We start from the raw sequence: 26120 nt of genomic DNA, 5'->3' as shown, positions 1-26120 counted from the left end.
GAAACCCTTAGTTACATTATACGGTAAGAAAATATTTATGCTATCTTAACTGCAAAAAGAGGATAGCCAGCCCATTCCAGACTCACTACCCTCCTTATTTATTTCGATCCAACTTTTCCAAGTTTCTCGACATCTGCTTCCATACGTTTTCGATCGCGTTCCAATACTGGCTTCAAATATCGTCCAGTATATGATTGCTCGGTTTCAGCAATTTCTTCAGGTGTTCCGGTTGCAATAATCTCTCCGCCACGATCGCCACCCTCTGGTCCGAGGTCAATTATATGATCAGCCGTCTTCACCACATCCATATTATGTTCGATAATCAAGACAGAATCACCATTATCGACCAGTCGTTGCAGTACACTTAACAATCGTTTGATATCATCAACATGTAATCCAGTCGTCGGTTCATCCAGAATGTAAAATGACTTGCCATCTGACCGCTTGTGGAGTTCACTCGCCAATTTAACCCGTTGTGCTTCACCACCGGATAATGTTGTTGCAGGCTGCCCCAGCTTAATATAACCAAGACCCACATCATAAATTGTTTGCAGTTTCCGTTTTATTTTCGGGATGTTTGCGAAAAAATCCAATGCTTCTTCAATAGTCATCTCAAGCACTTCTGAAATGTTTTTCCCCTTATATTTCACTTCCAATGTCTCCCGGTTATACCGCTTCCCATGACATACTTCACAAGGTACATATACGTCCGGCAGAAAATGCATTTCAATCTTTATAATGCCATCGCCGCGGCATGCCTCACAGCGACCACCTTTCACATTAAAACTGAAGCGACCCTTTTTATAACCACGAACCTTAGCCTCATTTGTTTGCGCAAAGACATCACGGACATTATCAAATACACCTGTATATGTTGCCGGATTCGAACGTGGTGTCCGTCCAATAGGTGCTTGGTTAATGTCGATAATCTTTTCAACCTGTTTAATGCCATTTATTTTTTTATGGCTTCCAGGTTTAAGTTTCGCACGGTTAAGCTGTTTTGCTAACGATTTGTATAGAATATCATTTACCAGCGTACTTTTACCAGATCCAGATACCCCTGTCACAACAGTCAATAGTCCAATCGGGAATTTAGCTGTAACATTTTTCAAGTTATTCTCTTCAGCACCGACTATTTCGATATTGCGTTTTGAACGCTTGCGTCGCTTTGATGGCAATGGAACATACTTATCACCTGCCAAATACTTTCCAGTCAATGATTTTTTATTTTTCATTACCTTGTCAGGTGTACCGCTCGCAACTATCTCACCACCATGTTCTCCAGCGCCAGGACCAATATCAATCAGATAATCGGCGGCAAGCATCGTATCCTCATCATGTTCCACCACAATCAGCGTATTATCTAAATCACGCATTTGCTTTAATGTGTTAATTAAACGATCATTATCACGCTGATGAAGCCCAATTGATGGTTCATCCAGGACATAAAGAACACCTGTAAGTGCAGAACCGATTTGAGTTGCTAGTCGAATCCGCTGCGCCTCGCCTCCAGACAATGAGCCGGCTGAACGAGACATCGTTAGATAATCCAGGCCAACATTATTCAAAAAGTCCAATCGATCACTTATTTCCTTCAATATCATGCGAGCAATTTTTTCTTCCTTCTCAGTTAGGTCAAGATTCTGGAAAAAGTCCTTAGCTTCCATGATAGAGTAGTCGGTCACTTGGCTGATATGCCTGTTATTAACCATTACGGCAAGGGCACCCTCTTTTAAGCGATATCCATCACATGTTGGGCAGTTTGTTTGAGCCATATATTTTTCCAATGTTTCACGGATAAAATCAGACGATGTTTCCCGGTACCGGCGTGCTATATTTTTCAAGACACCTTCAAACAGGATATTATTATCACGTATATTTCCAAAGTCATTTTCATAATAAAAATGGATTTTCTCTTTGCCGCTTCCGTGAAGTATTTTATCCATTTGACTAGATGGAATTTTTTTAACCGGTGTATCCATATCGATACCATAATGATTGCAAACACTCTTCAGTAATTGCGGGTAGTATCGGGAACTAATAGGTTCCCATGCTGCAATCGCATGTTGGTTTAATGTCTTATCCCAGTCCGGAATGACTAGTTCCAGGTCAACCTCCAAATTGGTCCCTAATCCATCACATGTCGGGCAAGCTCCAAATGGACTATTAAATGAAAATAGCCGAGGTTCCAATTCACCAATGGAAAAGCCACAAATTGGACATGCATGATTTTCATTGAACAACAATTCTTCTTCACCAATGACATCGACAATAATTTTCCCTTCACCTAACCCAAGAGCTGTTTCGATGGAATCACTCAATCTTCCGGTAACACCATCCTTTACAACGATTCGGTCAATTACCACTTCAATTGAATGTTTTTTATTTTTTTCCAGTTGAATATCATCGGTTACTTCACGCATTTCATTGTCAACGCGAATCCGAACATATCCTTCTTGCTTCAGCTTTTCAATTACCTTGACATGCTCACCCTTGCGTCCGGAAACAACAGGGGCCAATATTTGCATTTTTGTACGATTCGGGTATTCCAAAAGTCGGTCAACCATTTGCTGAACGGTTTGTGAGTTAATTTCAATACCATGTTTTGGACATGTTGGCCGTCCTACACGAGCATAAAGTAATCGTAAATAATCGTATATTTCTGTAACGGTACCAACTGTTGAACGGGGATTCTTGCTCGTAGTTTTCTGATCAATTGATATCGCTGGTGATAACCCCTCAATTGAATCCACATCCGGTTTATCCATCTGACCTAAAAATTGGCGTGCATATGCAGAGAGTGATTCTACATAACGTCGTTGTCCCTCTGCGTAGATCGTATCAAAGGCAAGCGATGACTTACCTGAACCAGATAAACCTGTTAAGACCACAAGTTTATTTTTAGGAATGGTTATATCTACATTTTTTAAATTATGTGCACGAGCACCTTGCACTTTTATCGATTTACTTGGCATGAACAGGTCATCCTTCCGCTTTAAGTTCAAGTATTATATCACGTAATTCAGCAGCTTTCTCAAAATCAAGTGCTTTTGCTGCTTCCTTCATTTCTTTATCCATATTTTCGATAACTTTAGATTTCTCTGTTTTAGATAATTTTGCAATACTCTTCGTTTTCTCTGAATAACTTTCCTCTTCCTCAGATGCAACAGTTGCCTTGATAACATCACGTACATCTTTCCGTATTGTTGTCGGCCTAATATTGTACTTTTCATTATAAGCTATTTGCTTTTCACGACGTCGGTTTGTCTCATCAATGGCTAACTGCATCGAATTTGTTATACGATCGGCATACATAATAACTTGACCATTTTCATTCCTCGCTGCACGACCCATCGTCTGGATAAGTGATCGTTCAGAACGCAGAAATCCTTCTTTATCTGCATCCAGAATAGTTACCAATGAAACCTCAGGTATATCTAAGCCTTCACGTAATAAATTAATACCTACAAGAACATCAAATTTACCAACACGTAAATCACGAATAACTTCAATCCGCTCTAGCGTTTTTATTTCTGAGTGCAAATAAGCGACTTTAATTCCAATTTCCTTCAAGTAGTCCGTTAAGTCTTCTGACATTTTTTTTGTCAGTGTCGTCACCAGAACACGTTCATTTCGCTCGGATCGCTTATTAATCTCCTCGATCAAGTTATCAATTTGACCCTCAATTGGTCTCACATCAATTTCTGGATCTAATAAACCGGTCGGACGAATAATTTGCTCGGTCACCCCAGGTGAATGCTCAATCTCATATGGCCCTGGCGTTGCCGAAACATAAATTAGTTGATTTGTCGCCTTCTCAAATTCATCAAACATCAATGGACGGTTATCTAGCGCTGACGGCAGGCGAAAACCATGATCAACTAACACCTGTTTACGAGCTCTGTCCCCTTTGTACATTCCACGGACCTGAGGAAGTGTAGCATGTGATTCATCAACTACAGCTAAAAAATCGTCCGGGAAGAAATCAAGTAATGTGTAGGGTGTTGCCCCTTCTTCACGAAATGTTAAATGCCGTGAGTAGTTCTCAATCCCTGAGCAGAATCCCATTTCATGCATCATTTCCACATCGTAATTCGTGCGTTGTTCCAATCGTTGCGCTTCCAATAATCTATTTTCTGCGCGGAGTTGCTTTAAGCGTTCTTCTAGTTCTTTTTCTATATTAACAATTGCCTTTTTTAGTTTCTCTTCACGTGTGACGAAGTGGGAAGCCGGGAAAATCGCCACATGTTCACGGTCACCTACAATTTCACCAGTTAAAGCATCCACTTCACGGATTCGGTCAATTTCATCGCCGAAAAATTCAATCCGAATACAGTGTTCTTCTTTGGAAGCAGGGATTACTTCAACAGAATCACCACGAACACGGAAAGTTCCGCGCTGGAAATTAATATCATTTCGCGCGTACTGTATATCAACCAATTCACGTAACAGTTGATCACGGTCTTTTTCCATGCCCATTCTTAATGAGAGAACCTGACTTTCATAATCTTCCGGTGAACCTAGGCCATAAATACAGGAAACACTCGAAACAATCAAAACATCACGTCGTTCAAACAATGCCGATGTTGCTGAGTGGCGCAATTTATCGATTTCATCGTTAATACTTGCGTCCTTTTCAATAAAAGTATCAGTTGATGGTACATATGCTTCTGGCTGATAATAATCATAATAGCTAACAAAATATTCAACTGCATTGTTTGGAAAGTATTCCTTGAATTCACTATATAATTGACCTGCCAACGTTTTGTTATGTGCAATTACAAGCGTTGGACGGTTAATTTCCTCAACTACATTTGATACCGTAAACGTTTTCCCGGTACCCGTTGCTCCAAGTAACGTCTGATGACGCTGCCCAGATTTCACTTTTTCTACTATTTCTTTAATAGCTTGTGGCTGATCGCCACTTGGTTCATATTGTGCAACAAGATCAAATTGATTTTCCACAAAGCAAACCTCCGTTCATCACTCTGCTTACTAGTTTACCATATTTATTATCTAATTTTAACATATAAGCGAACAAATATTCGATTATTATGCTTCTCCCTCTCTACTGCTACATTTTACCCGTTTTAATTTATGGAAAATCATTCACAAAGGTTTCACACGTATATATTGTTTCGCTTAGTTGAATGTCTTATAATCGGAGTAACATAGCTCTAGAGAGGATTTTATACATGAAAAAAATGATGACATTATTATTCATCATAATAGTTCTGGCAGCATGTGGTCAAAGTGAAGACACTGAAAATGGGGCAACTGATAATGTTGTTAAGGCGATTGAAGCTAATTTGGAAGTTCCTGAAATAGGTGATAAAGATCAGGAAATAACCTTTTCTGTAACAGTTACACAGGACAGCGAACCAGTTGAGGATGCAAGTGAAGTGGAGTTTGAAATATGGAAAGATGGATTCAAAGATGATAGCGAAATGATCAGGGCAAAACATGTTGACGACGGCACATATACTATAGAAAAATCATTTAAAGAAAATGGTCTATATCATGTTCAGTCACACGTTACTGCCCGTACCATGCATACGATGCCTAAAAAGGAAATAACCATTGGCGATCCAAAAGCTAGTACCACAACAGGCAAAAATCAGAAAGAAGACGACATAAACCATACACACTTATCTATAGATTTACAACAGCCCGATACAGTTAAAGCGACTGAGGAAGCTGAGTTCACAGTCAAGGTGCTAAAAGAAGAAGAATTACTAGAAAAGGCTTCCGTAACGTTGGAAACCTGGCAAGAAAATAAAGAGAACCATGAATGGACCGATATGATCGAGACTTCTTCTGGCACGTATCAATCTACTGCAACCTTTAACAACAGCGGGACATATAATGTTAATGTTCATGTTAAAAAAGAGGATATCCATGGCCATAAAGAGTTCACTGCAAATGTGAAATAAAGTAGAAAATTATGACCAAAAAACATTTGCTGAAATTGCTAATGTTTTTTTTGTATTATTTCCTCAATTAACAGCGACAGTGGTCTTTCGTCTAAGTTCCGATGATATGCATCAACCTTCTGCCTGTAAATACACTTTCTTCTTTCATCACAAAAAAAATCAAGGATTTGCTGTTCCAATAAATTATTTTCTAAATCAACAGTAGATACCACACCTATTTGAATCAACTGATTAACGTTGATTTTCTCCTGTCCAGGTAATGGGTCATAAACAAATATTGGCTTTCGCTTCATTAAGCATTCACTGACTGTCACCCCACCAGGCTTTGTTAAAACCGCATCCACTTTATTATATAATATATTCATTTCTTCTTTACTTGTTATATATGGTAGCGGAGTAACGGTTGGTTTGTCTTTCCGTAATAATTGTTCATAAAGTACTTCATTTTTTCCGCATAATACATAGTAATGAATCCTGTCCGAATGGGAATAGTTAAGCAACTTCCTTATAGCACCAACCCCTAGACTTCCACCAGTAACTAATACTGATATTCCTTCATCTTTCGATTGTTGTTCTTGTCCCGAGTGAAATACCTGATGAATTGGAATTCCTGTGATGAAAATCCGTCTTTCTGCAACACCTTTTTCTAACAAGTATTCCTTTACAGAAACGGTTGGAACCATGTGATAATCAATTCCATCTATTCCCCATATTCGGTTTATAAAAAAATCCGTGTACACGTTTACCGTAATAGATTGCAATTTATTCTTCTTTTTTAAGACAGCGGCAATATTCGATGGAAGTGCATGTGTACAGAATAGAACGCTAGGATTTTGTTGATTGGTTAGTCGTTTTAAAAAATAAGTAAACATTGTTTCATACAGATATTGACGGTTATGTGGTGATGTTTTCTTATACGCTGCTTGTTTATACAGCCAGTCATATACATCTGGAAACTTTCTAATCCATGCTAAATATGTAGACGAAACGACTTTCTCCACTCCTCCATAGCTATATGATAAAATATCTACTTTATCACATACGATATCCTTATGAGTCGTTTTAATCTCATTTATTAATGCATCCGCCACATGATGATGCCCTGTAGGGATTTGCATAAAGGGTAGAAATAAAGCTTTTTTCTGATCCATTTTTCATTGCCTCCATTTGGCTTCAATTACCAATGATAGAGTCACTGTCAGCATGATATACTTTTATTCGTGAGAGAAAGGAGTAATCGCGATGACATATCTATTCATTACTACTATTATTATATTTTTCATTTGCTTTCTGCTTTTTAAAGCCTATAAAAACACCCAAGATATTAAAATAAATAAAATTAACGTAGCTTCAGAATCAGGCATAAACAATGACTCGACATTATCGATTCTTCATCTATCCGACTTACATCTCGAAAACATCTCGTTAAGCCCCATGCAACTGGAACGTAAGCTAGAGAATGAATCTGTTGATCTCATTGCATTAACCGGTGATTTCCTAGACCGGAAGCGTTCTATACCGAAATTACTTCCGTATCTGAGAGTGTTGAATCGCCTTGAACCCACACATGGCACCTATGCGGTATTTGGAAATCATGATTATGTGCTAGAAGGTGACGACTTGAATGAGCTCAAAACATTGCTTGAGGATAATAATGTTCACGTATTACAGAATGAAAGTTCAACTATATCAGTAAACGGAGAAGCTATAAATATAATTGGGATTGATGACTATAGTACAAACCGAAGCAACTTATCCCTTGCATATAAGCATATCGAGCAAGGCAAAAATATTGTGCTAACACACGATCCTACTATTGTACTTGATATGCATGAATATGCGTTTGACTATTTAATGGCTGGGCATTTTCATGGTGGACAAATTTGTTACCCTAAGGCATATCACCTTGCAAAAATGGGGAAACTTGCGCGTAAAAATGTTATAAAAGGGTTGCATTCGCATAACAGCACACCATTTTATATAAGTGAAGGTCTTGGTCAAACAGGACTCAATATCCGTATTGGCAGCAGACCCGAAATAACATTTCATGATGTAACTGTTGGAGTAAAAGCTAGTTAATTTATTTCACATTATATTTTTCATGCAGTGTCTCTTTCGACATAAATAAATAAGCAGGTAATGCGTGGTATGATGTATTTGCTATGTGATTAATAGGAAGAAATGTCACCTTCTTATACAGACGATAATAAGGATTTCTTATAGGAACTGTTTCAAAGCCAAGTCGATTTGCACCTCGATACAATGTCGTAATTCCTATTATTCCTTTTATCTCATTATTTTTTTCATGAGATAAAACATATCGGGAAAGGATGGGCAAAGTATCTTTAATCATGTGGTAAAAAAGAACTGCTCGCTTTATATCACTTCTGATTGGCAATAAATCGCTTAACATCCTTACATTATGCAAATGTATCTTTAATAGCAGGTCATTTTTATAAATAATTGTTCCATCCTTAAGTATAACCGTCGCCCCTTTGTATCTCGTAAGTCTGACTCGAAATAAGGTATTGCGCTTATCGTTATCAGGTACGTAATGAAGTCTTGAAACATTATAATAAATAGGGTCAATCGCATTCCATACACCCAATATATAGCTCTTCATCTTATTTCCCCTTCTTTTTTATCTAGTTTGCTTAAATAAAAGCAATATTATAGAAGGAATTTTAATCCAATGAAGAAGGCTCCTACTCAACTGAGTAGGAGTCTTTGCATAACCAATATTTGTTAACTATTATTCAGTAACTTCAATTTGTCCTAGTGCTCCTTTTGTAACATGATCAAACGCGTGTGTTACGAAAGGATAAATACCTGCTTCCTTAACTGTGAATTCAACAACCATAGAGCCAGAAACCGGAACCATTGCTGTTTGTAAGCCATTAAGTACATTTCTAGGGTCGCCATCAATATAAACCGTTTCAAGCTGAGAACCAATTACATGGAAGCTAGAAACTTCGTTTGGCCCAGCATCAAGGAAATTGATACGTATTTTATCGCCAACTTTTGCTTGAATCATTTCCCCTTTTACGGCTTGCGTACTTCCGTTAAATAATACATATTCAGGCTCACCATCTAACATGTCACTGTAGTTACCATCTTTATAAAACTCACTTTGAACAACTGTAATTTCTTTATCAATTTCATTATCTGTTGGATAACCATCTTTAGGCTCTACAATCATTGTTCCGTACATTCCATTTGCGATATGCTGTAAAACGGGCTCTGTTGCACAATGGTACATGTAAACACCAGGAGAGCCCACTTCATAAGTAAATGTTCCTGATTCATCTGGTTTTACGTCTGTGAAGTCTTTATTTGGAGCAGCATATACAGAATGAAAATCAACTGAATGATCTACTTTAGGGTCCATGTTTTTGAGTGTGAATGTAAGTTTATCACCTTCCTGAACACGAATTACTGGTCCAGGAACAGTTCCGTTGAATGTCCAAGCTTTATACATTTTTCCTTTATCAAGTTCAATATCGGTAATCTGAGACGTCATTTCAATATTTACTTCATGTTCACCAACGCGCTCTACTTTAATTGGTACTGGTTCTTGGTCAATACCTTCATGTGGTCCGATGTTTTCAATTTCTGGTGTTTTTGCCTTTTGTTTAGCTGCAGCTTGAACAGTTATGTCCTCTTGTTGTTCCACATCTGATTCATCATTTTTCACTAGATCTGACCCACATGCAGTAATTAATAAGGATAAAACCAGTACAATAACAATTGCTCCAAACTTTTTCAAAAACATTCAAAACACCCCTCTTAAATTTTATTGTTTTAGTATATGGAGTGACTATTCACTTTTCATTCTGTGACTATCTCTCCCTTACAATTTAAGTTTACGATAGACCTAAAATCCTACATGTGATTCAAATCACTAATCCTTGTGAATTTGTGAACAATATATGTCAATAGTAAATATAGTGTAAATCCTTTGTATGAAAGTATTAATAATAATTATTACAAGCTTAATTTGTGCGTAAATGAGCATTGATGGAAACGCGTATAAAAATATAAAGGCTATTGTCTACAAAATTGTTGTTTCTGACAGAAAAGGTATTAACTGCGACACAATACAGAGAAATACTCGACCAGGTCCTTTCGTCCTATGAAGACGCGTTTTATTCTATTTAAACAGCTTTTGCGTTCTCATAACCCTAATGAAGACGCGTTCCATTCGATTTAAACAGCTTTCGCGTTCTCATAACCGTCGCAAATTTAAAGAGCAACAAAATCAACGAACAGAGCCTAAATAAAAAATATCCCGACAGGTCTATTATTGATAGTCCTGCCAAGATATTTTCCTAGTTATGTGCCTTCCGAATGATCGGTAAACACATTTTGAAGCATATACAAAACAATGCTCACTGTAATAATTAAAAATCCCCACCCAAGCACTTTTTGCTCGACCTCCAAATAGTTATTACATAAGCGTACAGGAGCATCAATATATAGCCATGCCATTAAACCAGACATGGGGATAAAATTAAAAATAATAAAACTTCTGCCAAGAGAATTAAGTTTCTTCCAGCTATCCTGAAGCGGAATTCCAACTAAAAATGGTAAACTGACAAATTTGAATAGCTCAATATACCACACATTCAGTGCTTCGTCCAATGTACGCGGGATCATCCAATAGGTTATAAGACATACAACCAATATAATTCCCGGAACACCATTACTATTCCACTTAGAAAAAAAGCCTGGAAACTTGCACTTAAAATAGCCGTATATCAACCAACCAGATATAATCAATAACGGAATTTGCACAAGCATATGGACTACCATTACCGATTCCATCAAATTTCGTATAGGCGGAATGATTAATAATACGAACAATAGAAACCCATACTTTGTCTGTAACATCAGATCATTCCCCTCCTACAAGTCACGCCAATTTCTTATCTTTCAAATCTTCTTTTGCGTTCACTTTATTTCGCTTATTAATATAACGAATAAAGTGAATAACAAATACGGTAACAGATAGAACAGCAAACACACCCGCAACTGCTCCAAATACAGCAGGAGCCATCCATTCAGGAATGTGCGTTGCCCATCTTCTTGGAGTGCTTAATGCCCCCGATACAAGGAAAGATCCACTTAACCCAACAATAGATAGGGTAAAGGCAATAAACGCAATTTTATCCAATATATATGTCTTCATGTTACTATCTTCCTTTGCAAGAAAATACATAAATCCAAAAATCATTGCACATGCTCCGAGTGCCATATACATGTGAAAATGTCCCGGAACCCATTTTGTGTTATGCATAACATGGTTAACGACAATTGTAGCGTCGACGATTGCAGGTACAACTCCGACTACCCAACCAAACATAGACATGTAAATCAAACCAGATGCCATATCCCATTTAATACCTGATTTGTAGACAATCATTAATGCACCATAAGCTGTGACAACAAGTACTGGCAGTCCATTTGCGTACGATAGAATCTGTCCCATAATTAACATCCAATTAGGCATTACCGAGTCCATCAACAAGTGGTGTGTATATATTATTAACGTGAATACCGTTGACATTGTCCATGCAATCAAAAATGCTTTACTGGATTTCCAAGGACGATTTGTATATCGTGGCAGTATTTCATATACCGCTATTACACCCATGTAAATAATCGAGTTAGCAAAAATATGTCCGAATGCATATGTCAGGTTTTTCGCCAATAATGGATCAAATGTAATCGCAGGATTAATCACATTGATTATATTCATAATTAGTACGGTTGCACCTGCTGTTAGAGCTGTTATGTTAACGATTGTTACCATTGTACTTGCCACAACGGCACCTGATGGAGCATCTTTCTCCGACTTTTTACCAGAGATAACATCCCATCCCAAACCTTTTGCTAGGCTTCCGTGTTTTTTTATAATAGCTCTACCAGAATCCAAATAAAATAATAAGAAACCAATTCCCAATATAAGCATACCGAACAAGTAAAGCAATGCTCCGACAGTCCCCCAGGCACTTGCAGAAAGCGCTGGTAATGGGTATAAAAATGTCCATGAGCTAGCATACTTAAATGAAAATACTCCAATGATAACCATAACTACTCCTACAAGGAACAGTACTAAGTTAATTGACATAACCTTTTTTGATAGATCTACATAATGGCTAAGAAAATACCACATAACACCAGCAGTTGCTAATGCCGCAGCACCAACCATACCAGTCCCGTGAATTGTCAGAAACTGATAAAATGAAGCAGCAGGTAAATCCAATACTCCACCCTGAGCTAATAGCATTAAAATTCCAAAAATCATCATGACTATAATTACAATTCCACCAACAGTTATATAACTTACAACCAAATTACTACGAGACTTCATTGTTGTTTCCATCTTTTTGCACCTCCACCTTTTTATTACTTAACTTCAATTTTTGTTTTCATTAAATGATGGGCTGTACCACAGTACTCCAGACAAAGAATTTCATATGTTCCGGGTTCATCAAATGTAATATACACTTTGTTGGTATAGTCCGGCATAGCTTGTGTCTGAGCAATCATATTCATCTCTTCATCATAAATCCCAAAACCGTGATTAACATCTTTACTTGTTACGTGAAATTCAACAGGTTCACCTACTGAGAATTCTGTTTGACTCATATTCCAGCCAAATTGAAGTGCTTCTACATCAACTATTGTTGGATCATTTCCAGCACCATAAACTGGTTGATTATAAGGTAGTTCTCTTAACGTATAAATAGTGATGATCAACATTAAGGATACTAAAGTGATTCCATAAAATGTACGAGCCTTATACCATTTCTTCTTAATTGGTTCATACTCTCGCTTTTCCTTGGACTTCCACGCTACAAAGCTAAAAACCGCTACAACCATAAGCATGAAGAATAAACTAACAATCCACGCAACTGTTTGCACCATATTAAATAACCTCCCGTATATGTTACCTAATCATAAAGGACTAAATCATTAGTTTTATGATCTGGTTTATCATACGAAAATTTAAGACATTCACGAGTGATTCAAATCACTGATTTTAAACTATTTTGTGAATAAACAGTTATCTTTGTTTTTACTGTTATAATAGTGTTTAACTCTTATTTCATTAGAAATCCTAGCATTCTTTAACCGGGTTTCTTATAAGATCAATTCTGCTTTCTTAGAACCCCTTATACATTGGAGTGCAACTCTTAATGGCGATTTCCTTCGTTCACTTATGTATTTACTAAAAAAAAGAGGTAATGAAGTACTTGCACATATACTTCATTACCTCTATTAAGATTTAACTAAAAATCAATTTGCTTTTGTTTGATTGTCCTGATAGCGATTACTTGTACTAATAATTCCTAATTCATGATGATCCTCTTCATATAATGCACTTTGCACATATCTTATTTCTCCATTATCACCAATAATCTCTAGCTTAAAAAATGCGCCACTATCCTGCAACCCGTAATAGAATTCATCCTTATTATTAATACTTTGGCGATTCACTTTAACAATTGTCTCACCAACTAGGATTCCTAATCGATCAGCAGGAGTTCCTGGAATGACTGCCAGCACTTTTAAACCACGCTCATTTTTATTAAAATAATTAGGTTTTTCTTTATCTGATATGCGATGCCTGTAATTGATATACTCTCTTCCTAATATCGCCACTACCACTGCAACTAACGATAGCCAGCCTACATATATACTTCCAACTGCAAGCATCAATACAAACAAACTCAGAATGTGAATTGATCTCGCTATATGTACTGCAGCTTTTTCTGGAATATTTCCTCTTACAATATGATCAAAGCCCAGCAAAAACGGTACAAGCAACAAACTATATGTCTCACCATTCATTCCAAAATATGGCCAAAATGGTACGATTGGTGTAATGAGTCCAGATGGTATCACAACAAAAAATGGAATTATACTTAATTTCTTAATATGATGCATACCTGCCCATACACCACGACGCCCAAGTTCCAGATCCGGAAAGGTCGTATTGCGGGTGTTACGTTTCAAAAGAAGTGCTTCAACAGTTAGAAGAATGGCAACTAGTAAACTTAAACCGACGAAATTTGTATTTGAAAACATGTCATCATCTACAATATTTTGTTGTTCAAGAATAAATGGCATTAACAAAAGAATCATATATGTAATACCAATTGTATAACTTGCTGACAGCATCGAGAATCGCAATGTTATACTTAACCCAATCGTCACTATACTCAAAAGAAGAATTGTCTCATAGGAAAAGATCATACCAGAACCAACAAGGACGATGGAAATAAGTAATCCTGAGATAATGGATAGGAACCACGTATTTTTCCATTCTGAAAAAACGTCAAATAATTTAAAACCAAAATTATTCCGCTCTCTGCGAATCCGTTTGTATCCGGCTAATAAAACCAATATGAATGTCCAGTAGAACATTGGATTCAAAAAAAGCCTTCCTATACCTTTCGCTAGTTCTATAAACCAAGATTCTGCCAATATAATCACCTTCCAGCACGGATGCAATACATAGTCTTCTTTAGCTATATTCGATATTTGTCGATTAAATTCCTGCTAGAATTAAATCTTTGTTAAAAAAGGAAATCCGCGGGCATTACCCGCGGACAGCATATCTATTCATATAACACGTTTAATGCTTTTTCCTTTTGTCGATCGTCATCACCATCACGAACTTTCTCAACTATTTTTGCCTGTATTTGCCCAGCAGTCTTTTCATTTATTTCACCAGTAACTTCCAAATCATTGTCAGCTTGAAAAGCTTGAACAGCCTTTTCAGTTTCTTTACTGAAATAACCATCTGTTCTGCCTGGTTTATAGTCTAATCCTTTAAGCATTACCTGGACATTCTCCACCTTATCACCCGTATGGTTGTAAGCAATAGAATCTTCAACTTGAACAGGATTTGTGAAATAATAATCTGGTTGCTCCACTTTCTCTGTTGGTTTAACACCTTTTTCATGGATCCATGTGCCTTTTGGTGAGAGCCACTTGAAGAAAGTCAGTTTAATTGTACTACCGTCACCCATAGGAACTGCTTGTTGAACAGTCCCTTTCCCATAACTTTTAGTACCAACTACATCATAGCCTGCTTCCTTCATCGCAACAGCAAGAATTTCAGATGCTGAAGCACTTCCTTCATCAATAATTACGCTAATTGGATATGGTTTTTTCTCTTCTAGTTCCGAAAATGACTTAGACTTTTCACCTTTTTGATTTTCAACTTGTAAGTAAGGCATATTCTTAGGAATAAAGTTCTTTAGAATATCCTCAACAGCTGTCAATAGTCCACCAGGATTACCTCGAACATCAATAACTAACCCTTCTATGTTCTTATCTTCCAGTTTTTTTAGCTCTTTGGAGAAATCTTTTGCTGTATTTTCAGAGAAAGTTGTTATCTCAATAACACCAGTCTTCTTGCCATCAACTGTTTTCACCTCTGAATATACTGTTTCCACTGGAATATCATCGCGAACAATTTTCACATCAAATGGGTCAGATACACCAGTACGTTGAATTTCAAGTACAACTTCTGAACCCTTTTCTCCCCGTATTTTTTCTACAGCTTCATATAAATCCATACCAACGACACTTTCGTCATCAACGCTTAGAATCTTATCATTTGGCCTAAGTCCAGCTTCTTCCGCAGGAGAATCCTTAATAGGGGCAACAATTGTTACCTTCCCATTGACTGTACTAACTTCAGCACCAATACCCTCAAATGAAGATTCAATCGTTTCGTTAAATCGTTCCATAGTTTCCACATCCATATAAGAACTATATGGATCCTCCAACGTTGTAAGCATGCCTTGTATAGCACCTTCAATTAATTGTTTATCATCTACGTCATTCAGGTAGTTGTCTTTTATTAAATTAAAGGCCTGTGATACCTTTTCGATGTTTTCTGGTGGTGCACTTGAATCTTGAGATGTATTTGGTTCTTCTTTATTAGTCTCTTGTATCTGTTCCGGCAAAGTATCAGGCTGTGCTAATTTAACACCGAAATATGCACCTGCAAAACCTAAGAGTAAGGCGGCAAATAAAATAATTATAATATGTTGCTTACGAAGATTCATTCCTTCACCCCAACTTGTATGTATTTGATGATGGGTCTTTCCAGTAGAAATATAAGACTGCCATAAATAAATCACATTAATAGTACAGTCAATTTTTTCAATGTCGGCTTATCCTTTTGATATCTAAAAAGGCATCACACCGTAATGTGCGATGCCTTTAATATTATAGTTTATTCAATCAAATTGCAAATACATTCATAAAAATTACTTTAGAAATGGCATTGGATTTATACCACCGTGTTGGCTCCACTCTCCATTATGGACCTCAAAGTGAAGATGAGCTCCGTATGACCTCCCAGTATTACCTATTTCTCCCAACTTCTGTCCTGCTGATACATTTTGGCCATATCCAACAGATCGACTTGACATATGCGCATAAACAGTAGACTTATTATATTGTGGATGGTAAACATACACAACATTTCCATAGCTAGTTGAATAAGCAGATCTTGTTACAACACCCGCAGCAGCAGTTATTATGGTAGTTCCTGTCGATGCAGCAATATCCAATCCATAGTGATACCCCAGACTTCTTGAACCGTACGTGGAAGATAGTCTACCTTGTGATGGCCAACTGAAAATTCCACTTCCACCCGCGCTTAGACTTGCACCACTAGATGAGGAATTTTTATTCTTTTCTTTTGCAAGTTGTGCAAGAGCTGACTTTTTAGCTTTTTCTATAACAGCAGCTTGATCATTTAAAACTTGTTTTTGCTCAGCTAAACTCATTTTATATTCTTCCAAATGATTATGTTCTTCTTCAAGCTCAGCCATTAGTTTCTCTTTCTCTGCAGCCTGATCGTCTAATGTTGATTTTAACGACTCTAACTCACTCTTTTGGTTCACAAGTGAAGCTTTCTTCTCCTCGACTTCTGCTTTCTTTTGTTCTATTTCATCTTTCTTTTGTTCCACTTCTACTTTCTTTTCTTCCATCAATTTCTTTTCTGCCATGTGTTCTTCCATAATATTTTTGTCCTGGTCCATTATCGTGTTTACTGCTGAAGTTCTGCTGATAAAGTCACCAAAGTTTCGTGATCCTAGAATAACTTCCATATACTTCATGTTTCCACCATTTGACTGAATAGCACGAAGACGGTCTTTAAGCATCTTCTCACGTTCTTTAATCCGCTCTCTCATTGCTTTTATTTCCTCTTTTAACTGATCAATCTTTTGGTTTATTTCTTTTATTTGTTTTTCTAGATCTTTTATTTCATTATTTGTTGCAGTTATTTCACTTTCCTTTGACTTAATTTTGTTTCTTGTTTCACTAAGCTGTTGATTGATGGCATCTATATCATTACCGACACTTTCCTGCTTATTAAGATTGTCTTCAATCTTTTCTTCTGTATTATTCTTCTTACTGTTAAGATTATTTTTCTTGTCATCCAATTCGTTTTGTTTTTCTTCTAATTCATCAATTTTTTGACTAGCTGATTCTGCAGACACTTTCTGCCAATCTACTAAACCTGAACCTATTATCAATACAGCAATAAACATGTAAACAGTTTTTTTCATTCTTTTCCTCTTCCCCCTCTGAAAATGTACACGTTGGTATAAATCTTTAAACTCTAAGGAATTTACGAACACTCATGACGCTACCCCAAATTCCGATGAAAACGCCAATAGCTAGTATAATGAGCGAAAGTTGCCATGCAAATGGATTAAACGGCAATAAGTCTACAAAACTATAGGTAATCTTTTCACTAACATTATTTACAAGGTAGTAATAACCAGATAGAACTCCAGCTATTGGAATGACAGCTCCTAATGCTCCGAGCAACATTCCTTCAATGAAGAATGGCCAGCGAATAAATCCATTCGTAGCACCGACAAGCTTCATAATTCCAATTTCTTTACTGCGAGCCATTATCGTAAGTTTTATCGTATTGGAAATGAGAAATATGGCAGTAAATAGTAAACCAGCAATTAATGCTAAGCCTATATTTCGTGCATATTCATTGAACTGAAATAAACGATGGACAACGTCTCTCCCATAATTCACTTCCTGTATATTGTCCAAGGAATTAATTTTCTGTGCTAATGCCTCTGTATTGGTTGGATCTTCAGCTTTAACGATGTATGCGTGACTTAAAGGATTTTCCTGCTTATATAGTTCCCACGATTCTCCTTCTTCCCCCATACCTGATATTAATTGTTCAAGCTGTTCATCTTTTGAGGAAAACTCAACACTTTTAACTTCTTCCATTTCTTTAATGGATCCTCTGATTTCCTGGATTTGTTCTTCATTTGCAGTACGTTCAACTAATGCATCAATTTGAACTTCTTCTTCAAGACCTTCAGCCATAAAATTAAGATTAAGCATCAGCGCAAGAAAAGTTCCAACAAGTAGTAACGTTATAGTTACTGCACCAACAGAAGCTACTGTCATCCAGCCATTACGGAAAATATTCTTAATTCCTTCTCTTAAATGCCTTTTCATTGTTCTAAACTTCATAGCCGTATTCACCTCGTTGCTCGTCACGCACGATTAACCCGTCTTCTACAGCAATAACGCGTTTTTTAATCGTGTTAACAATTTCTTTGCTATGGGTGGCCATGATAACCGTTGTACCCTTGGCATTAATTTCTTCAAAGATCCGCATAATTCCCCATGATGTCTCCGGATCCAGGTTTCCAGTGGGCTCGTCCGCAATAACAACCTTTGGATGATTAACAATAGCTCGTGCTATTGAAACACGTTGTTGTTCACCGCCTGATAATTCGTCAGGAATAAAACGTGCTTTATTCTTTAAGCCAACTAGTTCAAGAACATCCATGACACGTTTTCTAATATTTCGAGGTGATTCTTCAATAACCTCCAACGCAAATGCTATATTCTCATAGACTGATAGTTTTGGTAACAGCTTAAAGTCCTGGTAAATAACACCTATGTCCCTTCGTAAATACGGAACTTTCTTTTCCTTCATGTTATTTATATCAATTTCGTTTATAATCATGGTACCGTCCGAAGGTTTAACTTCGCGGTACATGAGTTTTACAAAAGTAGACTTGCCGGCACCACTTGGCCCGACAATATAAACAAATTCGCCTTGGTCGATATCTATATTAATGCCATTAAGTGCAGTTACACCATTCGCATATGTCTTGTATACATCTTTCATTTTAATCATTTATGTATCACCTTTAACCTTTATTTAGTCATTCTTGTTGTCGATTTTTGCTTTATTTTTTCTGTACTACACACCCTTTTTTCTATCTCTAGTATATAATTATATATATTATAACATTTTTCAGCAAAAAATTTAGAAAAAAATTATTACATTTTCATTTCAATTCATTAACTTATTAAATAACTTATCCATATAAGGTATCTTTTCTAAAGAGTTCTGTGAAATAAACGCAAAAAAAAGCTTGTTCCTTGGAAACAAATCCAGTAGAACAAGCTAGTAGTAGCTAAGTAACTACGTTATTTCTTTTCTGCCAACCATGAAGAAAGTGTTGTTATATCTCCTTCAGATAGCTGACCTTCAAATGCTGGCATACCGTTATTTTTACCATTCTTAAGGATATCAGCAATTTCATCAACAGAATATTTTGAACCAATTGCTGACAACTTAGGACCAGCTCCGCCAGAAAGATCGCCACCGTGGCAAGAAGCGCAATTATTTTGATATAGTTCTTCGGCAGCGGCAGTATCTACTGAGCCACCACCTTCATCCCCTGTTGATTCTTCGGTATCGGTTCCACCATTATCAGCTGGTTCCTCGTTACCGCCGTCATCTCCGCCACCGCCACAAGCACCGAGCACTAGCGCTGAACCAAATAGCATTGTGAATAACCATTTTTTCATGCATAAATCCCCCTAACATAATTTAGTATAAAGGTTATCAGCATTAGTATAACCTAATTACAAAGAATTAAAACCATTGGACATTACCATTTTTATACAAAATTATACAAACTTCATAGCGGGCAATGACTTTGCCAAATTGTGTCAAATTCATGAAATTCTAAAGACTTATCCTATTGGAAATTAGTCTAATTGAGCATGTAAGTAAGCATCTATGAATGGATCGAGATCACCATCAATCACACCTTGTGCATTACCAACTTCCTTGTTTGTTCGATGATCTTTTACCATTGTATATGGATGGAAGACATAAGAGCGAATTTGACTTCCCCAGCCTATTTCTTTTTGTTCACCACGCAGTGCATCGACTTCCTGCTGCTGACGTTCTATTTCTTTCTGATATAACTTGGATTTTAACATTTTCATCGCTTGTTCTCGGTTTTTTATTTGTGAACGCTCAGATTGACATGTGACGACAATTTTTGTAGGTAAATGGGTTATTCGAACAGCTGAATCTGTCGTGTTAACATGCTGTCCACCAGCACCACTTGCACGATACGTATCAATTTTTATATCCTCAGTTTTAACCTCAAGGTCAACATCATCTGACGTTTCTGGCAGTACGTCACAAGATGAAAAAGACGTATGTCTTCTTCCAGAAGAATCAAATGGTGAAATTCTTACTAATCGATGTACTCCTTTTTCAGCTTTCAGATACCCATAAGCATTGTAGCCTTTAATTAATAACGTAACACTCTTAACCCCTGCTTCATCACCAGGTAAATAATCGAGGGTTTCTACCGAGAAGTCCCGGCTATCAGCCCACCGTTGATACATCCGCAGCAACATACTGGCCCAATCCTGTGATTCTGTACCACCCGCACCAGGATGTAATTCCAAAATAGCATTATTTGCATCATATGGTTCGCTTAAAAGCATCTGCAACTCAAATTTATTTATATCTTCAAGTACTGTATGAATTTCCTGTTCAAGCTCAGCAAAAAGCTCGCTATCATTCTCTTCCTTCACCAGTTCAAAAGATACTTTCAGATTATCTAACTTCTCTTCTAATTCGTCAAAGCTATCGACATAGCTTTTCAAACCGTTTGTTTCAGCTATCACTTTTTGTGCAGCATTCTGGTCATCCCAAAAGTCTGGGAATGTCATCATTTGTTCCAACTCTTCAATACGTTCCCTTTTTTCATCTAAGTCAAAGAGACCCCCTGAAATCTTCAATCCTGTTTGTCATTAATTCAATTTTATTTCCAATTTCCGCTAGTTCCATATCATTCACCTCATTAATTTTATCGTGTAATGAAAACACTCCCATACTTAGGGAGTGCCTGCTTTCATTACTACTTTCCATGACAATTTTTGTACTTTTTGCCACTGCCACATGGACAAGGATCATTACGTCCAATATTTTCCGACTTTACATATGGTTTGCGACTCTTTTTCTTGTCATCCTGTCCGCCCGATACTGCTTGCGTGTTTTTGGCAACTTCCTGACGCTGCAAATTATCACGTATTTGTGCTTTCATCACGTATTTAGCAACTTCCTCTTCTATTGCAACAACCATTTGCTCAAACATATGGAAGCCTTCTGCCTGGTACTCCTGTAATGGGTCATTTTGTCCGTACGCACGCAGGTGAATCCCTTGGCGAAGCTGGTCCATTTGGTCAATATGGTCCATCCATTTCGTATCAACTGTACGGAGTAAAATAACTTTTTCAAACTCACGCATCTGCTCAGTAGTAAGCTCTTCTTCTTTTTCATCATAGCGTTTTCTCACTTTTTCCATAATGAACTCTGTTATTTCTTCAGGTTCTTTACCCTTGATGTCTTCTACGGATATATCGTCATAGTCCAATAAGTTTCCGTGGACATACTCCACAATGGAATTAAGTTCCCAATTTTCATCGAGCTCATCTTGTGTATTTGCACCAACCACGCGCTCTAGTGTTGATATGATCATTGCTTCAATAATATCGCGTAGATTTTCGTTAGCATCTATTACATCAAAACGCTGTTTGTAGATAATTTCACGTTGCTGACGTAAAACATCATCATAAGATAATACTGTCTTACGTGCATCAAAGTTGTTACCTTCAACACGTTTTTGGGCTGATTCTACAGCTCGTGAAACCATCTTACTTTCGATTGGCTGATCATCATCCATTCCAAGTCGCTCCATCATGGAACGAAGGTTATCAGAGCCGAAACGACGCATCAATTCATCTTCCATTGATAAATAAAATTGTGTCATACCAGGATCACCCTGACGCCCTGAACGTCCACGCAATTGATTATCAATACGGCGTGACTCATGACGTTCTGTACCAATAACAGCTAGACCGCCGACATCTACAACACCTTCACCAAGTTTAATATCGGTACCACGGCCTGCCATGTTTGTTGCTATTGTAACTGCACCTTTTTGACCTGCATTCTCTATGATTTCTGCCTCTCGGTAGTGATTCTTTGCATTCAGCACATTGTGTTTAACACCAGACTTCTGTAACATATTAGCGATTAGTTCTGACGTTTCAACTGCCACCGTACCAACTAAAACCGGCTGACCTTTTTCATATCTTTCTTTAATATTATTTACAACCGCGCGGAATTTACCTTCCATCGATTTATAAATCATATCTGCCTTATCATCTCTTATAATGGGCTGATTAGTAGGAATTGCAATAACATCCATATTATATATATTACGGAACTCTTCTTCTTCTGTCTTGGCTGTACCAGTCATACCAGAAAGTTTATTATACATGCGGAAGAAGTTCTGGAACGTAATAGAGGCAAGCGTCATACTCTCGTTCTGAATCTGTAATCCTTCTTTCGCCTCGATTGCCTGATGGAGTCCATCACTATAACGGCGCCCCTTCATCAAACGTCCAGTGAACTGGTCAACTATCACTACTTCGCCTTCCTGTACCACATAATCTGTATCAACATGCATCGATGCATGTGCTTTCAATGCCTGGTTAATGTGATGTGTAAGTGATACATGATCTAGGTCAAATAAGTTCTCTATATTATAATAACTCTCCGCCTTATTAATTCCTTCTTCTGTTAACTGCACACCTTTTGTTTTTTCATCATAGGTATAATCCGTTTCATGTTTAAGTGTTCGTACAAATGAATTTGCCTGTTGATACATCTGTGCAGATTTCTGTGCAGATCCTGAAATTATTAAAGGTGTTCTAGCTTCATCGATAAGAATGGAGTCAACTTCATCAATAATTGCGAAATTCAAAGGTCTCTGAACCATTTGCTCTTTGTAAAGAACCATATTATCTCGTAAATAGTCAAACCCAAATTCATTATTTGTACCATAGGTTATATCACAATAGTATGCTTCCCTTTTTTCTTCTTTGGTCAACCCGTTCCCATTCAATCCGACAGTCAAGCCAAGAAATCCATATAACTCTCCCATTTCTTCCGCATCACGATCAGCAAGATATTCATTTACTGTAATAATATGAACGCCTTTATCAGCTATCGCATTTAAATATGCAGGCATGGTTGAAGCAAGGGTTTTACCTTCACCTGTTTTCATCTCAGCTATATTACCTTCATGCAATGCAATCGCACCCATAAGCTGTACCGGGAACGGACGCATACCTAGCACCCTTTTTGATCCTTCACGTACAACGGCATATGCTTCAGCCATCATATCCTCTAATGTTTCACCATTAGCATAACGTTGTTTAAACTCATCTGTTTTGTACCTTAAATCTTCATCAGATAAAGCTTCCATTGCCGATTCCAATGCCTCTATCTGATCAACCTTCTTCTCTAATCGGGTTAGATGCTTTTTATTTCCATCACCAAAAATCTTTGTCAATAAACCAGCCATTTAAAACGCTCCTCGTATTATAAGAAAAACTTAGCCTTCAACCAACAGGATGACCATCGTTATTCTTAAACTGTACCAATAAAATTTATTTGAAATATAATTCTCTTTAATATGATAGTCCACCATTAATAATAACGTATCTAAAGTCTCATGACAACTGATTTAAAGAGCTTAATCGTTTAACAAATGATAGAGAAAAGAACAGTTCGGGGGTGAACTGTTCTTTAAAATGAGGTAAGTATGAGGCATATTAGTGGAAACTATAGTTCTCTTGCTGCTTAGAAGAAAAATTATGTAAGCGAATATGTATGCGACTGTTCATTTTGCTTCCTTTCCAGTTCTGAAAGGCGCCGATTTGTAACAGCTATGATTTCCACTAGTTGCGTAATGGTTTCTTCATGCTGCTGCACTCTTCTTAGCAGTTCATCATACTTTACTCCACTCACATCAAAATCCCCTTCCTTTTCTGTGTAATTCAGTTATATCACGAAACATTGTAAAGATGCTAATTGCCATTTTTCAATTTTAGGAATCAATTCGACAATAAATTCCAAGAAAAATAAGTAGTACAGTAATTTTAACGCATAATTAGTTGAAAATGGCTTTAAATTAGGTCCCAAAATTTAATTTTGGCAAACTGTACGACAAATTTCGACAAATTGTTAGAAACCCCGGCATTCGCCAACCCTTTTGGCGTGCCTAAGTTGCATTTAGCCAGTAAGAAAGTATTTATACTTTCTTGCTGCTAAAAAAATTTTTTTTACATGCTACTTTTTCATGTTGAGAAACGATTGTTGTTATAGAAGTACAGTTTTCTGCTTTTGCCGAAAATAGCACATCTTAACTGCTCATTTAAACTAGGAAGGACGATCTCAATATGAGACCGCCCTGTGAATATCTATTATTTTTAGCTGTTAGGTTCGATCAAACCATATCTCCCGTCTTTACGGCGGTAAACTACATTTGTGTCACCAGATAAAGCATTGGTAAACACATAAAATGCATGACCTAACATGTCCATTTGTAATACTGCTTCCTCAGAATCCATTGGTTTTAAATTGAAACGCTTTGTTCGAACAATATCAATTTCATCTGAATCAAGTTTTTCATCGTATGCTTCTTTTTCCAATTCAGCAAAAATGTGTTTCGGAGAACCTTCCTGTCTAAACTTACGATTAACTTTAGTCTTGTACTTACGAATTTGTCTTTCTAACTTATCTACTACCAGATCAATTGCTGCATACATATCAATATGCTGCTCCTCGGCACGCAGTAGCAGGTTAGTCATCGGAATCGTAACCTCAATCTTCTGTTCATCGTTATAGACACTTAAGTTTACATGTACATCGGATGTTGGGGGTGTATCAAAGTACCTCTCAAGTTTACTAATCTTTTTTTCTACGTATTCCCTTATTGCACCCGTCACCTCGATATTTTCACCACGAATGTTGTACTTCATTAAAAGTGTCCTCCTTTCATCCTTATGTATTTATTATACTACGTTACCCCGTACTTTTCCTGCTTAAACCACCAAAAAAATGTGTCATATTTTGTAACTTTTTGTCGAATGATTCCAGGATGCCCTATACACACTGAAGTACAGTTACTTTTTTCATTAAAAAAATAGTTAAAAACTCCTGGTTTTAGCAGGAGTTTTTAACTATTTTTTACTATCCATATACATACCATCCATTGTTTTCACATTTTCATATGGATTTACATATGTACGATTTGACTTCTTCTGTTTTTTCACTTGCTTCATTTCCACTTTCAAATCGTCAAACAGGTTATTCATCTTCTCTTGAATTTGTTCATTCAGTTTAACCAGTTCTTTTCCAAGTTGCTTTTCTTCTTCGGAATAAGGAGAAGTGATTTCACTTAGCAAGTCACCTCTCTGTTCAACCAAATGATTAACCTGCTCAATTACAGCATTACGGTCTTTACCATTTATATTCACATTTAGCACTTCTTCAAGCTGCTTAGTAACTTTGTATGTTTTCTGAAGTCGATTCATTATACTTGTGCGCCCTGTGCATATTGCGTTTTTCTCGTTTGTATTATAACCTGCTTCCAAGTATCTCTAAACTCAATTACGTAATTTAAGGCTTCTTCTAAAAGATTAACATCATTCTTGACGTTGCCTTCCTTTAATTGAAACTTAATATACTCGTATAAAGGCATAATCTGTTGTGAGATTTCAACTTCTGGATCCAATGTTACCATTAATTCATGTATAATATTCTGTGCTTTTTGGATATTTGTGTTTTTTGCTTCAAAACTTTCATTTTGTAAATCTTTAATTGATTGTTTAATAAACTTGATACAACCATTATATAACATTAAAGTCAGTTCTCCACCAGACGCCGTGTTCACTGAATTATTTTGATATGCCTGGTAATGCTTGTTTGCTGCCATAAAG

22 protein-coding genes are annotated in these 26120 nt (G+C 37.0%); 2 read left to right on the top strand and 20 right to left on the bottom strand.

The features are described from left to right. Positions 1-98: 98 nt before the first annotated feature. Complete coding sequence (gene uvrA / locus BLS02_RS05765; protein WP_092491992.1) at positions 99-2975, bottom strand: excinuclease ABC subunit UvrA; 2877 nt, start codon at positions 2973-2975, stop codon at positions 99-101. A gap of 7 nt (positions 2976-2982) precedes the next feature. Then, positions 2983-4965 (bottom strand): excinuclease ABC subunit UvrB, encoded by a 1983-nt coding sequence (gene uvrB / locus BLS02_RS05760; RefSeq protein ID WP_092491991.1) that lies wholly within the window; start codon positions 4963-4965, stop codon positions 2983-2985. Between the two features lie 230 nt (positions 4966-5195). On the opposite strand from uvrB, the gene BLS02_RS05755 reads away from it, so the two are divergent. Further along, on the top strand, positions 5196-5933 hold the full coding sequence (locus BLS02_RS05755) for a FixH family protein (RefSeq protein WP_175559442.1): 738 nt from the start codon (positions 5196-5198) through the stop codon (positions 5931-5933). 38 nt (positions 5934-5971) lie between these two features. Here the strand turns inward: BLS02_RS05755 and BLS02_RS05750 are convergent, their stop codons facing one another. Continuing rightward, entirely contained in the window at positions 5972-7084 is a 1113-nt protein-coding gene (locus BLS02_RS05750) for an MGDG synthase family glycosyltransferase (RefSeq protein WP_092491989.1), read from the bottom strand. Positions 7085-7175: 91 nt separating this feature from the next. On the opposite strand from BLS02_RS05750, the gene BLS02_RS05745 reads away from it, so the two are divergent. After that, entirely contained in the window at positions 7176-8012 is an 837-nt protein-coding gene (locus BLS02_RS05745; protein WP_092491988.1) for a metallophosphoesterase, read from the top strand. 1 nt (position 8013) lies between these two features. On the opposite strand, the gene BLS02_RS05740 is transcribed toward BLS02_RS05745, so the two are convergent. From BLS02_RS05740 to fliS, 17 genes are all read right to left on the bottom strand, one after another. Beyond that, a complete protein-coding gene (locus BLS02_RS05740) occupies positions 8014-8556 on the bottom strand; it encodes a YkoP family protein (RefSeq protein WP_092491987.1) in 543 nt (180 codons plus the stop codon). A 129-nt stretch (positions 8557-8685) separates the two neighbouring features. Then, positions 8686-9705 carry a multicopper oxidase domain-containing protein gene (locus BLS02_RS05735; RefSeq protein ID WP_092491986.1) on the bottom strand — a complete coding sequence of 340 codons (1020 nt, stop codon included), beginning with the start codon at positions 9703-9705 and terminating at the stop codon, positions 8686-8688. 560 nt (positions 9706-10265) lie between these two features. Then, positions 10266-10823 (bottom strand): hypothetical protein, encoded by a 558-nt coding sequence (locus BLS02_RS05730; RefSeq protein WP_092491985.1) that lies wholly within the window; start codon positions 10821-10823, stop codon positions 10266-10268. Positions 10824-10845: 22 nt separating this feature from the next. Beyond that, a complete protein-coding gene (locus BLS02_RS05725; RefSeq protein ID WP_092491984.1) occupies positions 10846-12318 on the bottom strand; it encodes a cbb3-type cytochrome c oxidase subunit I in 1473 nt (490 codons plus the stop codon). 23 nt (positions 12319-12341) lie between these two features. Next, complete coding sequence (locus tag BLS02_RS05720; RefSeq protein ID WP_092491983.1) at positions 12342-12863, bottom strand: cupredoxin domain-containing protein; 522 nt, start codon at positions 12861-12863, stop codon at positions 12342-12344. A gap of 372 nt (positions 12864-13235) precedes the next feature. Beyond that, positions 13236-14366, bottom strand: a complete 1131-nt coding sequence (locus BLS02_RS05715) for a PDZ domain-containing protein (protein ID WP_254788739.1) — start codon at positions 14364-14366, stop codon at positions 13236-13238. A gap of 194 nt (positions 14367-14560) precedes the next feature. Next, positions 14561-16021: a S41 family peptidase gene (locus BLS02_RS05710; RefSeq protein ID WP_092491981.1), complete on the bottom strand. Its 1461-nt coding sequence runs from the start codon at positions 16019-16021 to the stop codon at positions 14561-14563. A 204-nt stretch (positions 16022-16225) separates the two neighbouring features. Next, positions 16226-17536: a murein hydrolase activator EnvC family protein gene (locus BLS02_RS05705; protein ID WP_092491980.1), complete on the bottom strand. Its 1311-nt coding sequence runs from the start codon at positions 17534-17536 to the stop codon at positions 16226-16228. A 46-nt stretch (positions 17537-17582) separates the two neighbouring features. Further along, positions 17583-18476, bottom strand: a complete 894-nt coding sequence (gene ftsX, locus BLS02_RS05700) for a permease-like cell division protein FtsX (protein WP_092491979.1) — start codon at positions 18474-18476, stop codon at positions 17583-17585. After that, positions 18466-19152 carry a cell division ATP-binding protein FtsE gene (ftsE, locus tag BLS02_RS05695; protein WP_092491978.1) on the bottom strand — a complete coding sequence of 229 codons (687 nt, stop codon included), beginning with the start codon at positions 19150-19152 and terminating at the stop codon, positions 18466-18468. The genes ftsX and ftsE overlap by 11 nt, the downstream gene beginning before the upstream one ends. A gap of 296 nt (positions 19153-19448) precedes the next feature. Beyond that, positions 19449-19832 (bottom strand): cytochrome c551, encoded by a 384-nt coding sequence (gene cccB, locus BLS02_RS05690; protein WP_092491977.1) that lies wholly within the window; start codon positions 19830-19832, stop codon positions 19449-19451. Between the two features lie 183 nt (positions 19833-20015). Then, a protein-coding gene (gene prfB, locus BLS02_RS05685) for a peptide chain release factor 2 (protein ID WP_139180770.1) occupies positions 20016-21117 on the bottom strand; the annotation gives its coding sequence in 2 pieces (ribosomal slippage) (positions 20016-21044 and positions 21046-21117; 1101 coding nt in all). 70 nt (positions 21118-21187) lie between these two features. Then, positions 21188-23701 (bottom strand): preprotein translocase subunit SecA, encoded by a 2514-nt coding sequence (secA, locus tag BLS02_RS05680; protein ID WP_092491975.1) that lies wholly within the window; start codon positions 23699-23701, stop codon positions 21188-21190. Between the two features lie 290 nt (positions 23702-23991). Beyond that, positions 23992-24147, bottom strand: coding sequence for a hypothetical protein (locus BLS02_RS18905; RefSeq protein WP_175476714.1), 156 nt, complete (start codon positions 24145-24147; stop codon positions 23992-23994). A gap of 461 nt (positions 24148-24608) precedes the next feature. After that, positions 24609-25160: a ribosome hibernation-promoting factor, HPF/YfiA family gene (gene hpf, locus BLS02_RS05675; RefSeq protein WP_092491974.1), complete on the bottom strand. Its 552-nt coding sequence runs from the start codon at positions 25158-25160 to the stop codon at positions 24609-24611. A gap of 201 nt (positions 25161-25361) precedes the next feature. Then, complete coding sequence (locus BLS02_RS05670) at positions 25362-25715, bottom strand: flagellar protein FliT (protein ID WP_092491973.1); 354 nt, start codon at positions 25713-25715, stop codon at positions 25362-25364. Then, positions 25715-26116: a flagellar export chaperone FliS gene (fliS, locus tag BLS02_RS05665; RefSeq protein ID WP_092491972.1), complete on the bottom strand. Its 402-nt coding sequence runs from the start codon at positions 26114-26116 to the stop codon at positions 25715-25717. Before fliS ends, BLS02_RS05670 begins: the two co-directional genes overlap by 1 nt. Between the last annotated feature and the right edge of the window lie 4 nt (positions 26117-26120).

The organism is Virgibacillus salinus, assembly GCF_900102415.1.
Taxonomy (GTDB): domain Bacteria; phylum Bacillota; class Bacilli; order Bacillales; family Amphibacillaceae; genus Lentibacillus; species Lentibacillus subterraneus.
The sequence above is the reverse complement of the archived record's forward strand: the minus strand, read 5'-3'. Positions and strand labels throughout refer to the sequence as shown.